The organism is Anaerolineales bacterium (assembly GCA_037382465.1).
Taxonomy (GTDB): domain Bacteria; phylum Chloroflexota; class Anaerolineae; order Anaerolineales; family E44-bin32; genus WVZH01.
The window spans coordinates 18436-33037 of sequence record JARRPX010000018.1; the positions used below are offsets into that span (position 1 = coordinate 18436).

The window sequence follows — 14602 nt, forward strand, 5'->3', positions numbered from 1 at the left end:
GCACCGCTGCTGGTATAATGCCACGATCCTAGATCAGGAACGATAAACGAACGAGCCAATGACCAAATCACCTGAAGCTACGTCCACTGAACCAACGATCTGTCGAATCTGCGGGAGTAAGCTGGGCCCGAATGCCACGCGCTGTGTCGTTTGCGGCACACCCGTCGGCTCCGAAGGCGGGCAGCGATTTTCCGGCGGATCCCAGGTCACGCTTTCTCTACCGCGTGCGATTGGTTTACTGGCGATTTTTACCTTCCTCGCTGCCGGCCTGACCTTCGCCGCCACACGGTTGGTTGGATCGGCACCGGGCGAAGAACCGGTAAGCACCCCGACGGATACACCCACGGTGACGGCGACGCTGCAAGCATCCCCAACGGACACGGTTGCGCCGCCACCGACGGCACTGCCGACGCTCGAATACACCGTAATTGCCAACGATACCTGCATTGCCATTGCCGTACGGTATGACATTTCGATCCAATCCATCCTCCAGTCCAATCCGGGCTTGACGGCGGATTGCATCCTCTCCGTCGGCCAAAAAATCAACATCCCGCAGCCGACTCCAACGGCTTCTCCGGAACCTACATCGACGCTGCCGCCGGAGGAAGCCACTCGGGCGGCCTGCGAAACGATCACCTACACCGTCGAAGCCAACGACACTCTCAGCGGCATTGCGCAGAATTACAACGTAGATGTCCGCGCAATTCTGGATTACAACGGGCTGAACAACGAAACCGTCTTCCTCGGACAAATTCTCATCATCCCCCTTTGCGAACGCCTGCCCACACCCGGACCTTCTCCAACCGCCACACCACCGCCCCCTCATCCGGCGGCGAATCTGCTCCTTCCGCAAGATGGTGCAGCCTTTACGTTGGCAAACGATACGATTACCCTGCAATGGGCATCCGTCGGCGTTCTACGCGAGAATGAACTTTACGAAGTCACCGTGGTGGATATCACCGAGGGATCGGGAACTCGACGTATCGTCGGCTACGTAAGCGACACGAAATACATCGTGCCTTCTTCTTTCCGCCCGCAGGAGGAGCTCCCGCACATCATGCGTTGGTCCGTGCGAGTGGTGCGGCAAGTCGGACTGACGGAAGAAGGCGAGCCGATTTACGAATCAGGCGGCGCCGAAAGCCTGAAACGTGTATTCACCTGGTCGGGGGCCGCGGTGGAAGCCACACCAGCGCCGTAAGCAGAAGATCCGACGAATAAAACAGAAGGCGGGTTATTACCCGCCTTTTTATTTTCCATTTGCTCCCAATCGCAGATTCGATATACCCGCTACAATGGGAGCGCCTCGATCGTTTTGCGTACGCGATCTGCCGATGCTTCCAGCGCGCGCAGTTCCGTTTTATTCAAATCATACTCGATGATTTGCTCGACACCATTTTTCCCGAGTTTGACGGGTACGCCGAAGAAGATTCCGGATTGCCCGTACTCCCCATTCAGGTAGGCGGAGGCAGGAACGATCTTTTTTCGATCGAGCAGGATGGCTTCGACCATTTGCGCCAGGGCTGCAGAAGGAGCGTAGAAAGCGCTGCCGGTTTTCAGTAGAGAAACGATCTCCCCACCGCCTTTTCGAGTCCGTTCGATGATGGCTTTCAGTCGCTTGGGTTTCAAGATCTTATCCAGGGGAACACCCGCGACGTTGGAATGATGGGTGAGCGGCAGCATGTCATCCCCATGCCCGCCGAGAACGTAGCAGTGCACGTTCTTCACGCTGACTTCCAGTTCCATGGCCACGAACGCCCGCATGCGCGCCGAATCGAGTATGCCCGCTTGGCCGACTATCCGTTCGCACGGCAGGCCGCTTTTTTTCATGGCCAGATAACTCATCGCATCCAAGGGATTGGTGAGGATGATATAGATCGCATCCGGAGAGACTGCGACCGAACTCTCCACGGCGCTGGAAACGATTTTTGCATTGGCTGCCAGGAGATCGTCGCGGCTCATGCCCGGTTTTCTCGGCAAACCTGCGGTGATCACGACAACGTCAGAATCGGCTGACTCCGCATAGCTATTCGAACCGACGACGTGCACATCCGATCCAATTACCGGCAGCGCCTCCATCAGATCGAGCGCTTTTCCCTGCGGTACACCCTCAACGATATCGATCATGACGATGTCTGCGATCTCTCGCTCGGCAAGCCAATGGGCCGTCGTTGCACCGGTATGTCCTGCGCCTACGATCGTCACTTTCGCCATCTCACCTCCAGAATATCGTCACAAACGACCTGTCTACTACCTATTTTATCCAATCGAGGAAGCAAACCACAGCCGGTCTGTATGCTGATCGATGCCTGCAAGTTCGAACGCTGTGTCTTCTACGTGAACCCCCTCCCCTTCCTCGACCTGACCGACAACCCAAAGAGGCAATCCTTTTTCTTGCCCACTGGAAAGAAACGCGTTCAAGCTGGCCCTTGGGACGCACAAAATCAGTCCGCCGGAAGTCTGTGCGTCGAATAAAAGCATGCGGCTTTCCTCGTCGATCGAATCCGCGAACGTCACACGCTTCCCGAAATAGGCACGGTTGTCGATGCTGCCACCGGGGAAACTCCACGCTTCGGCATACGATCTGGCGTTGGCTAAAAACGGGATCCCTGGCAAATAGAAGCGTAAAGCTACACCTGACGCCTCGGCAATTTCCACACTGTGTCCGAGCAGACTGTAGCCCGTCACGTCGGTCGCTGCCGTGACGCCAAATTTCCTGGCCAAAACTGATGCTGGTCCGTTCAAACGTGACATCCACAACGTGGCTTGATCCACGTCCTGCGCTTCGGCGTGGCCATTCTTCAACGCCGTCGTGGTCACCCCCATGCCAAGCGGTTTCGTCAGCACGAGGACGTCCCCACTTCTTGCGTTGGACTTTGTCATCAATTCGCGTTCCCTGGCAATTCCGATCGCTACGAGACCGTACTTCGGTTCACGATCCTGGATGCTGTGTCCACCCGCGATCACGGCGCCCGATTCGCGGACCTTTTCCGCCCCGCCGCGTAAAATATCGGATATTACCTCTAGATCCAGATCCGCCGGGAAGGCGGAAATGTTTAAAGCCAGGATTGGATCCGCACCCATCGCAAAAAGGTCAGACAGCGCGTTCGCAGCAGCAATCGCGCCGTAATCGTAAGCGTCATCGACCACCGGAGTGAAGAAGTCCGTCGTGACGACCAACATTCTTTCTTCATCCAGACGCCATACGGCCGCGTCGTCCGGCATACCCAGACCGATGATCAAATCCGGGTATTCCTCGGCGCGGAATATTTCCTGTAGTGGGCGCAGAACCTGCGCGAGCGTCTCCGCGTTTAGCTTAGACGCTCAACCCGCGCAGGAAGAAAGACTGGTCAGCCGAATCTGGCGACCAGAACTTCCACGTTCCCCGACGCGCTCTTCGTCCGTCATCAATAAAGATTGGCCTTTCCTGAAATCGGGATTACAGACGAGCTGATATGGAGTTCATCAGTCTGAATTTTAGGCGTTGGGGGTGGTGATGTCAACATGGCGTTTTCCCAGTGTGTGTCGGTTTATTGTCCGAGGATATTAGGCAGTTCCGCCAACGCTTTCGCCAGCCGCGTTCCGTGCCAGGTAATCAAACGTCCGTCGACCGCGACGACGCGGTGGCTTCGAACCGCAGGAGTATCGGCCAATAATTCCTTCAACTCATCTACGTCGGGCTTTGAGAAATCATACGGCTCATTGGGGATCAAGATCAATTCCGGAGCCCGTTCGGCCACCTCAGCTGGCAGAACGCGCGGATAGCGAGTATCGCGCTCTCCCGGCTCTTCTGGCTCGGCTTGCCCCAAGTCCGCCAGCAAGGGATAACGTCGTTCGCGGTCTCCGAACACATTCAGTCCGCCGCAGATCCGCAAAACGTTATGGCAGTACGTATCCCAGTTAAAAGTCATCCACCAGGTTCCCACGGAATCGGTTTGCTCCCGCCAGATCGGACAGAACACACGGGCGGACGGTTCATCCCAGGAGGCGCGCGATACCCAATCCAATGACATCTCGATCGAGCGAAGCCGCTCTCGATTCTCCTGTTCGATATTAAACAAGCGCACCATTGCCCAAAGGATTTTAATCGCGTCTTCCACAGAACGCGGGAATGTCAACCACACGGGTATTCCAACCGCTCGTAAATCTTCGATCGTCGATTTTTCGTTTTCTTCCCGGCCGGCGATCACCAAATCCGGTTTCAGTGCCGCTATAGTTTCCACCGCACTATCCAGGATGCCGCCAACGCGAGTGACGTCCGCAGCGATGGCATCCGTCAGAGGGCAATGATCGGTCGCGCCGACCAGCCTGTCACCGATGCCAAGGTCGATCATGCTTTCCGTAAGGGACGGCACAAGGCTCACGACGCGAGCGGGTACCCCGGAGAGATCCGGAGGTTGAATGAAATCCGGATGATTCATGCCTCGACCCAGCCTTTTCCCAGGGCGATCACGGGTTTCATCGCGCTCCACACTTCAACGTCTCCTTGTGGACCGAGGGCGAAGATCGCATCGAGCGGCAAACCAACAGCGAAGGCGCGCTCGCGTCCGGCGAGCAGCGCTCGAATTCGATCGTCTTCCATGGGCGCCGACTCGTCAGGCAGTACGACCGCATTAGGTATCCAATCCAATCCCGGCTTAATGTCGCCATCCAGCGGAGAAAACACCCAGGAACCCAGGCTCGCGACAACCGGCCCCAGCGCCATGATCATGCGGTCCTGGCGGAAGAAATCGGCTGCAGAATTCCCTGAACCCGAGGGATCGATTTGAGCAACCCAATCCAGAGCCAACCCACCGGTGAGGATCACGAATCCCGCTTGCGATACGGCCGCAATCGTTTCCTCGTAGCTGAGGTCCCACAAATCGACGACCGTCACCTCCACGCCGGTCAGCGTCTCATAGTCATCGAGGAATTCACCTACCGCTTCGAAATCGTCCGAACCCAACGACAGGCAAAGCGGCGGGTAGGACAGATCGATAAGCGCCAGCATGCGTTCCATCAACATGGGTGTTTCATCTCCCAAGCTGGGAATGCTGTTGCTGAGCACCAGCCAGCCTTTGGAATCGGGTTTTCGGAAAGCGGGAAGGGTTTCACTCATTTTCATTCAACAACGACCATGCAGCCGCTGCAAGCAACGCGGCCGCTCGAGGTAGAACGGCCTCGTCAAAATCGAAGCGAGGATTGTGATGCGATTCGCAAAGACCCTTCTTTCGATTGTTGCTACCCATAAGCATGTAACAGCCCGGAATCGTCTGCATCATGAAAGCCATATCCTCGGAAGTCATCGACACTTCAGTTTCACACAAGGTTGCCTTGGGAAACATACTTGCGGCCAGGGTCGCCACTTTGTCGGTCAGTTCTGCGTCGTTGACCACCGGCGGGGTGAGCTGTTGCATATCGACGTTCGCCGTACAGCCCATCGAAGCCGAAACGCCATTGACGATCTCCTCCACGCGGCGTAGAACCATCTTACGCACTTCCGGGACAAATGTGCGAATTGTGCCGCGGAGCTGCACTTGTTCGGGGATCACATTGAAAGTCTCGCCAGCTTGTACCTGCGTTACACTGACGACCGCCGATTCGAGAGGATCGACGTTTCTCGAAACGACGGATTGCAAAGCGGTAACCACCTGCGCGGCTGCCAGAACCGGATCGACCGCCTCGTGAGGGATGGCGCCATGCCCACCTTTGCCCGTTATGCTGATTTCGAATAATTCCGCTCCCGCCATGACCGGTCCCGGCGTGAGGCCGATCCATCCCACGGGTCTTTCATTCCACAAGTGAAACGCAAGTGCATAATCCGGCTCCGGATCGGCCAACGCCCCCTCGCGAACCATGCCCTCGGCGCCGCCGAGGCCTTCTTCAGCGGGCTGGAACACGAACTTGACCTTCCCGGCCAACTGATCACGCCTTTCGGCAAGCATCCGGGCGACCGTAATTCCAACGGCCGTATGTCCGTCGTGCCCACAGGCATGCATCACGCCGGGAACCGTGGATGCATAGGGAACGTCGTTCGCCTCCTGGATGGGCAGGGCATCCATGTCGAAACGCATCAGAACGACCGGGCCCGATCGTGAACCTTCCAGCAGCGCTATCACCCCAGTTTGAGCCACTTCCGTACGCACCTGCAGATCGAGCTCATTCATCACAGCGGCGACGATCTTCGCCGTGCGCTTCTCCTCGAATCCCAATTCCGGATGACGATGAAGGTCACGCCGCCGTGCAACCGTGTCGTTCTTCAGTGATCTGGCATGTTTGGCGAACGCAGAGTAATCCAACGCCTTCTTTCCTAACGCCTCAAGTCGATGCGGTTGAACGTTTCGATGTATCGCGGTACTTCGGGCGGACTGTCCCGATCCAGCATGCGCTCACGAATTCTATGTGCCAATTGCTCCATGTCCTTGATCTGACTTTTGTGCTCTTGCAGTGCCTTTATTTTCAGGTCGACGAAACGAGTGACGTCGATCACCGTATTGGGGTGTTGCGCCATGGATACGTATACTTGCTCGACCTTGTGCGGTTCCACCCCTTCCGTATCCAACATCTCGGTGAAGTAGAGTCCTGAACCCGCCGCCGGGAACACGGCGTCGATGGTAGCCTGGCCCGCCGCGCGATGGTCGGGATGATTGATGTAGCGTGCGCCGGGAAAGTAATTCGTCGGATCGCAAGTGACCACAATGCTTGGGCGTTTGATACGAATGGCACGCACCAAATCCTTGCGCAATTGGATATCCGGTACGAGATATCCGTCAGGATAATCGAGAAATTCTACTTCGTTTACCCCCAGGATTTTTGCCGCTGCCCGTTGTTCTTTCATGCGCAGTTCGGCGAGCGCCTTCGAATCCGTGCCCACCTCGTCGTTGCCTTTATCACCACGCGTGAACAAGAGGTAGCTCACGTCCCACCCCAGCGAGGTCCAGCGAGCGATTGTGCCGCCACAGAAAAATTCCGGATCGTCAGGATGTGCCAACATCACGAGGACCCGGATATTATGATCGTGGTCGTTAATCTGATCGTCCATGTCTGTCCTTAATTCTCTACACAATCGCAGCCGCCGTTCTCATTTTTCTTGCACGATTGTTGGGCTTTCGCCTCGAGATTCTTCAGTTCTTCATAGGGTTCGATTTCATCCGCTGAGAACTCGACGTTACGCCCATCTTCCATTTGAACGATGACCGCCTTTTTTAAGGCCAGCACGTCGATCACTTTTCCCTCTCCCATCGGGGTCAACACGCGTTTCTTGCGTTTTGGGAGATTCTTCCTCGCTTCAACATACAGCTTGTATTCATACAGCAAGCAGCAGCGCAATCTGCCGCACATGCCTGTGATTTCTTCGGGGTTGAGTGAAATACTCTGCGCCTTCGCCATACGAATGGAAATGGGGCTGAACTCCGTCATGTACAGCGAACAGCAACGGGTTTCCAATCCACAAGCGCCCAGGCCGCCGAGAATCTTGGCCATGTCACGTGGACCGATTTGACGCAGCTCGATACGGGTGCCGCGATAGGCTTTCCGCAAGTTGGAATGCAGTTTCTTCAGATCGATCTTCTCATCACCCTCGATGTGATAGAAAAACGTCAAGCGCGATCCATCATAGGAATACTCCGCCTTGGGGATTTTGACCCCCTCCAATCCCAATTGCTCGACCTCCGCGCGGCACGTATCCAGCACTTCCTGCTCTCGTTTTTGCCAGATCCGCTGCATGACGAGTTCCCGCGCTGAGGCGCTTCTCTCCACCTTCTTCCAGGAACCCTCGGAGGGCCTGGGCGGTTTCTCCGGCCGGTTCACGACCTGGCCCAATTCACGGCCGCGGCTGGTCGATACGATGACATAATCACCGGGCTTTACATCCGGCACGTTACTCGCATCGAAGTGATACAACTTACCGAGTTCATTAAATCGCACCCCCACGACTTTACTCGTGGATTCTCTTTTCGCCATAGCCAACCTTTACGATTGTTCCCTCTCCCTCGCTGTCGATCATACTTCTACCACTATCCGAATTTGATTGCAATTAATTTAATCCTACCTCGCCCACATTCTACTTTCGATTCTTAAGCAAGATCAATCGATGATCTCCAACGGTATGTTTTGTTTCTTATCCATCGCAAGCTGGCTGATCTTGGCGGCGATCTTCTCAGCGATGGCAACCAGTGCTTGCGCCACGGCAGATTCCGGACGATCCAACACGACCGGTTTGCCCGTGTCGCCCGATTCACGAACGATCGCATCCATCGGAATTTCACCGATCAATTCAACCCCCGTCTCGCCGGCGAGTTTCTTTCCTCCACCATGTCCGAAGACATCCACGCGTTGTCCGTCCGGGAGTTCGAGGTAGCTCATGTTTTCGACGACGCCCAAAATCGGGACATCCATGGTGCGGAACATCTCCAACCCGCGCCGTGCGTCTTCCAGGGACACGTTCTGCGGCAGCGTAACGATCACGCCGCCGGAGAGAGGTACCGATTGAGCGAGACTCAACTGCGCATCCCCCGTCCCTGGAGGCAAATCTACGATAAGGTAATCGAGATCACCCCAAGCGACGTCGTTGATGAACTGCTGGATCGCGCTGTGGAGCATCGGGCCGCGCCAGATGATCGGCTGGTCGGGCCGGACGAGAAATCCGATCGACATCACTTTCACGCCGTACGATTCGGCGGGGATCATTTTTCCGCCTTGCGGCGCGGGCATCGCATCCAACCCCATCATCGTCGGTACGTTGGGTCCATAGATATCCGCATCGAGCAAGCCGACCTTGGCGCCCGATTTTGCCAATGCAACGGCGACGTTCACGGCAACGGTTGTCTTTCCCACCCCGCCCTTGCCCGAAGCAATGGCAATCGTATTTCGCATCGTCTGGATACCTTTTTCCTTAATGCGGCGGTCCGAGGGCACACTGGCACCGAATTCAATTTCCACCGCCGAAACGCCCGGGATGGCTTCGACGGCGCTGCGCGCGCTCGCTTCGATGTGGTCTTGCAGCGGACATGCAGGGGTGGTCAACTGTATCCGGAAGCGGACCTTGCCGCCGTCGATCTTTAAATCCTTAATCATGTCCAGGCTGACGAGATCCTGGTTTAATTCCGGGTCGATTACTCCACCCAACGCAGCCAATACCTTCTCTTCGGTCACCTTGGTCTGATTAGCCATTTTGAGTATCTCCAAACGATGATTCGTACACCTCGTCGACGATCGGCGCTGCGCCTTGCATGAATTCACTCACGTCGTGATAGGCTCGATCGTAACACTGAAGCAAACTCGAATCGGTCTCCCGATAACGCCGTACGGCGTGTTTCGCACAGGTCGTGCAGCCGCGTAACGCCCGATACGAATTCGTGTGGCAATTGAGGCAGTTGCACATGCGTACGATGAGCAAACTGAACGCCAGATGATCGATCGATGCCTCGGGACTTGCCAGGACTTGATCGATGAGATCCCGCCAAGACTCTCCGCGCAGATTGCGCAAATGCGGCGTCACCCGCATCGGGTAAATGATCTCGGTGTCACTTTGGTACACGAATCATCCTATCCGTTCTGTAAATGAGGGTCTTACGAAGAACCTCCGCGCCTTCTGGCAGTTTTGGCAGCTTCCTTTTCTGCACGAGCTGTCTCTTCGATGGCGTAGTCCGAAGGGCGGATCGAACGGTAGTACTCGACAGGCCGCGACAAGCGCTTCTTATCGTAGATATGATTTTCCAGGCGATTGTAGGAAGCGAGTTCATAATCGTGACCCATCTTCATCGCATCGAACGGGCAAAACTCCGCACACAGGCCACAGTTAATGCAGTTATCGATATCGATGTAGAAATTTGTCGGCGCAGGTATCGGCCGTCCTGTCTCCGGATCGTTCGAACGTTCGATCCAGATACATTGCGGCGGACACACTTTGGCGCAAATGCCGCACGACGTGCATCGGTCCTCGATCGTTCCATCTTCCGCTTCCTCATACACCAGGAAGGGAATGTATCGAAATTCCTCCGGAAGAGGCAGTTTCTCTTCCGGGTACTGAACGGTGAAAACGCCCCGCGCCTTGGGACTCTGCCGGATTTGTATCGCTTCGTCCCGGTAGTAACGCCTGCCAAGCCAGCGAATGTCGTCGATGTACGTACCGATAAAGTGCTTCAATGTAACGTAAAGCCCTTTAATCAACCCCTCACCAACCATTCAGATTCCACCACCCTTTCAAACACAAACGCATCACTATCGATCTGTTTCACCCAGGACGATGTCGATCGAACCTAAAACGGCGACCACGTCTGCCACCTTTTGTCCTTTGCACATCTCGCCCAACGCGGTCAAATTGATGAACGACGGCGCTCGAACGTGATAACGCCAGGGATTGGGTTTTCCGTCGGACACGACATAGAAACCCAATTCGCCCTTCGGATTTTCCACTCGACCGTAGGAGTCCCCCTGCGGTACACGCACCTGGTATGGGGATTTTCCGGTTTGAATCTCACCCTGCGGGATATCGCGGATGACCTGCTCCAGGATCTTCAGACTCTGCCAGATCTCGTCGATGCGGATTAGATAGCGGTCGTACACGTCCCCGTTGTTGCGGACCGGTATGTCGAAATCGAATCGATCGTAAATCGAATACGGATCAGCACGGCGCACGTCGTACGCCACACCGGAGGCGCGTAGTATCGGACCGGCCGCAGAAAACGCAAGCGCCTGCTCCCGAGTCAACACACCGACGCCGATTCCGCGCGCACGTACGATTTCGTTCGAGGTTATATATAGATCCAATTCCTCGACCTTGCGCGGCAGGCGGTTCGTAACAAGCTCTTTGACGACATTGAAGGTGTCATCTTGCAGATCGCGGGCCAGACCTCCGAAACGCAGATAGTTGCACATCATGCGAGAGCCGGAGACGGCCTCGAAAACATCGAGAATGAGTTCGCGCTCGTTGATCGCATACAACGCCGGGGTAAAAAATGCACCCAGATCGTTGAGTAGAAAGCCGATCGCCCACAGGTGGTTGACGATCCTGGTCAGCTCCGCCATCATCACACGGATGTACTCCGCCCGTTCGGGCACGGCGATGCCCATGAGCTTTTCCACCGCAAGTGCATATCCCAGGTTGTTGCTCATGGAACAGATGTAATCGAGCCTGTCGGTGAACGGCATGTTCATGATGTAGGTGTTCCGTTCGCCGATCTTTTCATGATTTCGATGTAAATATCCCATCACGGGCTGCAAATCGACGATGGTCTCGCCATCGAGCGTAACGACCATGCGAAAGACGCCGTGCGTCGAGGGATGCTGTGGTCCTAAATTGACGACGATTTGATCCGTCTTGAGCGGCTTCCCGTTGCCGTTACGCTTCTTGGGAACGCGCGCCAGGCCCGCGTACAGCCCGGCGTCACCCTCCGGAATCCAGGTCTCGGCGGAAAAATTCTCGGGATACTGCACGTTCTTGTGATACGGATTTTGATCTTCGATGCGGATCACGTCTCCTTCAGGCCAGCGGCTCTTGAAGGGTTTATGGTCTTCTTCGTAGTACGGCTCATGCCAGTCTTTTCGGAGGGGATGACCGTGGAAACCTTCCCAGGTTAGGATCCGCTTCAGGTTGGGATGTCCTTCGAAACGAATTCCCAGCAGGTCCCACGCCTCTCGTTCTTGGAAATCAGCCCCTGGATATATCGGGACCAGGGACGGTACACTCGGGTTTTCGCGCGGCGTCTGCGTCTTGATGACCAAGGCGGGTCCACCCTGCGAGCGGTAAAGGTGGTACACGACCTCCATTTTTTCATCGGGAAGATAATCCACACCCGTGACGGACGATAAATAATCGTAGCCGAGTTCTTCTCGTGCCGCGGTCGCAAATTCTATCAGTCGATCCGCTGCAACGAGGAAGCCCTCGTGCCCCTCGCGTTCGTCCGCAAGCACCTCACCATCAAAACGATCTCGAATTTCGTCCAATATTTCTTTCTTACGTTCTTCAAGCATATCGTGTGATTCCTCGCCAACACCTGGAGTCATTCAACGCTCGATACTCTTCTCGTTTACTTTTACGTCCACGTGTTGCCGTTCCTGATCGTGCTTCGGAAAATCTCGCGGATCGATCAAATCCGGACCGAGGATCGGAATGGGAATCGGTTCCACCGCTTCCTTCCGATACCAGCGGACATTGCGGATCGACTGACGTTCGATTTTCTTCTGTAAGGTGATCAATCCGTGCAGCAGCGCCTGCGGTGTGGGAGGACAGCCTGGAACGTAGACATCCACGGGTAGGAATTTATCGACACCCGAAACCACACTGTACCCTTCCTTGAAAGGACCTCCACCGGAGGCACATGCCCCCATGGCCATTACGTATTTTGGTTCCGGCATTTGATTGTAGAGCCTCACGATTTGCGGGATCATCTTCTTCGTAACCGTACCTGAGATGATCATTAGATCCGATTGCCTCGGTGTCGGACGCATTACTTCCATCCCAAAACGCGAGAAATCGTAGCGGCTGGCTGCGACGCAGATCATTTCGATGGCGCAGCACGCCAAGCCAAACATCATCGGCCAGATCGAATTCTTACGGCCCCAGTTGTAAATTTTGTCCAGCGATGTGACTGATACCAGCCCTTGAAGTTCCTCGGGGACGGGGATTTCGGGATTGTTAATGTCTTCCGTCATTCATCCCTCCGCGCGCAGGGGCCTGTAGCTCCCACGTCTTCAGGCCCCCGCCACCAGAATTATACTTCCTCGATATGAGGTGTCAAGCAAACGGGTTTTATAGCTCACAATTGCGTTCTTAATTCTCCGAGTTGATCCCGTCTGGGATGCCATTTTTCCCTTACATCGACAATGATTTGACATTGACCACTATTATGCAATTATAGACCCTATTAGTACTATTATAACTTTTCCCTTACGGGATGGAGGCGTTTCCGATGGAGCAAACGGGACGAGAATCGACGGCGGTTCAGCTTACGGATGCGGCCGTCCATCGAGTGCATAATCTGATCACAGAACGAGGCCTGAAAGACCACGCACTGCGTATATTCGTCACGGGCGGCGGATGTTCTGGCCTGAAATACGGCATGGCCTTGGAGCGGGACGTCCGTGATGCCGACGTGCGTTTCAACTTTGACGGCATCGATGTCCTCATCGATCCGAACTCGCTGCCATATCTCGCCGGGGCGACGGTCGATTACATCGACGACATCATGGGCGGAGGATTCCACATCGAGAATCCAAACGCCGTGGCGAGTTGTGGCTGTGGAAACTCGTTCCGCACCAGAGATTCGCGGGCAACAAATTCCAACGAGAACGATTGTGCAGGTGCTTGAAGAGCAGGATCTACACAGTAACTGGAATATAAAAAACCGCCCGATAAGGCGGTTTTTCGCCTTAAATGAATTATGGATTGCCTAGCGGCTTCGCAGGAATGAAATCACCATACCGAACAGGCCCACAACGAGCAATCCCAATATGGCCAGAATCGGGGGTACACCACGAGATTGGTTGACGACGGACGGCGCAAATGTGGGTTGAACGACGGGTTGTGCGGGCGTAAACGTCGGCAAGCGCGTCGCAGGCGCTTCTCCGAGGTTGAATTGAGCTGCGTAGGTCGGGTTGATGGTCGCCGTGACGCGCGGCGTCGGTGTCGGAGGGGGTTCGATGATGGGGAGGAGCTCGTTCGAATCGAGCACCACGTAGCGCGAATATACCCAGGCGTACTCATCGAATTGGCTGGGGTACACGATCATGATCCAGTCCCCGCCAGCCGAGCGGCCGACCGCCGGCGCTTGTTGCCCGGCGATGAGCACGCCGATTTTATCGTATTCCGTCCCCGGCCCGAGACGAACGTTGACCAGATCCGGAACGACGATCATCGGCCCTTCGGGTGTGCCGGTCACCGTAATCACGACCGTCGCTTGGGCGGCCTCAGTTCCGACGGAAGCGCCCGTGAATAAAACCATCATGGTCAAGACGCAGGCCGCAACCCCCATCCAGGCCACGATTCTCATTTGCATGTTCTCTCTCATAACTGCCCCATCCCGGCGCATTATACTACAGCGCGGTGCGCGGGAACCCGGGAAACGGATTCCCGCACATGGTCAGCCTGCTGAAATTCCCCCGTATGTGGAGTCGCCGCCGAACGGTTGACTGATTTCGTCGTGACCTCAGCTTCTCCAACCGAGTCCAATCCGATCCCGGTCGTCGCCATCGACGGCCCCAGCGGGGCGGGTAAGGCAGGCACCGCGATGACAGCGATGTCTTCTCTGCCCGGTTCACGATCGATCAGCGAAGTGTTCACCACCAGGATTCCACCCGTTTTCACCAGCGGTTCGTACCGCTCGAGTGAAGGAATGTTCATCACGATTGCGGCGGACGGATTGCGGATGAACGGGGAACCGATTTCGTCGCCGCTAAGGATCACCGTACAATGCGCGGTTCCGCCTCGCATCTCCGGACCATAGGAAGGGACATAAACGACTTGAAGATCAGTCTCCAAACCCGCATAGGTCAACAGCTTACCGGCGAAGAGCACCCCCTGTCCACCAAAGCCGGAGATGATAACTTCTTCCCGCATGCTAGCCTCCGGAATCTCGATCGTCTTCTGTGAGATCTGCAGGTAACTTAAAATCCCCGAGCGGAAACG

Annotated in this window: 14 protein-coding genes and 2 pseudogenes; 2 read left to right on the forward strand and 14 right to left on the reverse strand. The window is 55.6% G+C overall.

The window, feature by feature from the left end; all coding sequences use genetic code 11:
* Window positions 1–58 precede the first annotated feature (58 nt).
* Entirely contained in the window at window positions 59–1198 is a 1140-nt protein-coding gene (locus tag P8Z34_06760; protein ID MEJ2550365.1) for a LysM peptidoglycan-binding domain-containing protein, read from the forward strand.
* An 89-nt stretch (window positions 1199–1287) separates the two neighbouring features.
* Here the strand turns inward: P8Z34_06760 and mdh are convergent, their stop codons facing one another.
* The 12 genes and pseudogenes from mdh to P8Z34_06820 form a co-directional block, all read right to left on the reverse strand.
* Window positions 1288–2211 carry a malate dehydrogenase gene (gene mdh, locus P8Z34_06765; protein ID MEJ2550366.1) on the reverse strand — a complete coding sequence of 308 codons (924 nt, stop codon included), beginning with the start codon at window positions 2209–2211 and terminating at the stop codon, window positions 1288–1290.
* A 117-nt stretch (window positions 2212–2328) separates the two neighbouring features.
* Window positions 2329–3405, reverse strand: a pseudogene (selD, locus tag P8Z34_06770) (selenide, water dikinase SelD).
* 122 nt (window positions 3406–3527) lie between these two features.
* A complete protein-coding gene (locus P8Z34_06775; protein MEJ2550367.1) occupies window positions 3528–4469 on the reverse strand; it encodes a helical backbone metal receptor in 942 nt (313 codons plus the stop codon).
* Complete coding sequence (locus P8Z34_06780; protein ID MEJ2550368.1) at window positions 4415–5095, reverse strand: hypothetical protein; 681 nt, start codon at window positions 5093–5095, stop codon at window positions 4415–4417. Before P8Z34_06780 ends, P8Z34_06775 begins: the two co-directional genes overlap by 55 nt.
* On the reverse strand, window positions 5088–6275 hold the full coding sequence (locus P8Z34_06785; protein MEJ2550369.1) for an amidohydrolase: 1188 nt from the start codon (window positions 6273–6275) through the stop codon (window positions 5088–5090). The genes P8Z34_06780 and P8Z34_06785 overlap by 8 nt, the downstream gene beginning before the upstream one ends.
* Window positions 6276–6286: 11 nt before the next feature.
* Complete coding sequence (locus P8Z34_06790) at window positions 6287–7018, reverse strand: PIG-L family deacetylase (protein ID MEJ2550370.1); 732 nt, start codon at window positions 7016–7018, stop codon at window positions 6287–6289.
* Between the two features lie 8 nt (window positions 7019–7026).
* Complete coding sequence (gene ricT, locus P8Z34_06795; GenBank protein MEJ2550371.1) at window positions 7027–7938, reverse strand: regulatory iron-sulfur-containing complex subunit RicT; 912 nt, start codon at window positions 7936–7938, stop codon at window positions 7027–7029.
* A gap of 123 nt (window positions 7939–8061) precedes the next feature.
* Window positions 8062–9147 carry an Mrp/NBP35 family ATP-binding protein gene (locus tag P8Z34_06800; GenBank protein ID MEJ2550372.1) on the reverse strand — a complete coding sequence of 362 codons (1086 nt, stop codon included), beginning with the start codon at window positions 9145–9147 and terminating at the stop codon, window positions 8062–8064.
* Entirely contained in the window at window positions 9140–9514 is a 375-nt protein-coding gene (locus P8Z34_06805; GenBank protein MEJ2550373.1) for a hypothetical protein, read from the reverse strand. The genes P8Z34_06800 and P8Z34_06805 overlap by 8 nt, the downstream gene beginning before the upstream one ends.
* Window positions 9515–9546: 32 nt before the next feature.
* Complete coding sequence (locus P8Z34_06810) at window positions 9547–10161, reverse strand: 4Fe-4S binding protein (protein ID MEJ2550374.1); 615 nt, start codon at window positions 10159–10161, stop codon at window positions 9547–9549.
* Between the two features lie 36 nt (window positions 10162–10197).
* Window positions 10198–11949, reverse strand: coding sequence for an NADH-quinone oxidoreductase subunit D (locus P8Z34_06815; protein MEJ2550375.1), 1752 nt, complete (start codon window positions 11947–11949; stop codon window positions 10198–10200).
* Window positions 11950–12138: 189 nt separating this feature from the next.
* Window positions 12139–12630, reverse strand: a pseudogene (locus P8Z34_06820) (NADH-quinone oxidoreductase subunit B).
* Window positions 12631–12887: 257 nt separating this feature from the next.
* Between P8Z34_06820 and erpA the strand changes: the two are divergent.
* Complete coding sequence (gene erpA, locus P8Z34_06825) at window positions 12888–13286, forward strand: iron-sulfur cluster insertion protein ErpA (protein ID MEJ2550376.1); 399 nt, start codon at window positions 12888–12890, stop codon at window positions 13284–13286.
* A gap of 81 nt (window positions 13287–13367) precedes the next feature.
* Here erpA and P8Z34_06830 read toward each other — a convergent pair whose 3' ends face one another.
* Together P8Z34_06830 and P8Z34_06835 are read right to left on the reverse strand one after the other, a co-directional pair.
* Window positions 13368–13973, reverse strand: coding sequence for an SH3 domain-containing protein (locus tag P8Z34_06830; protein MEJ2550377.1), 606 nt, complete (start codon window positions 13971–13973; stop codon window positions 13368–13370).
* A 32-nt stretch (window positions 13974–14005) separates the two neighbouring features.
* Window positions 14006–14602: 2-oxoacid:acceptor oxidoreductase family protein (locus P8Z34_06835; protein ID MEJ2550378.1), on the reverse strand; the 597-nt coding region annotated here is incomplete at its 5' end.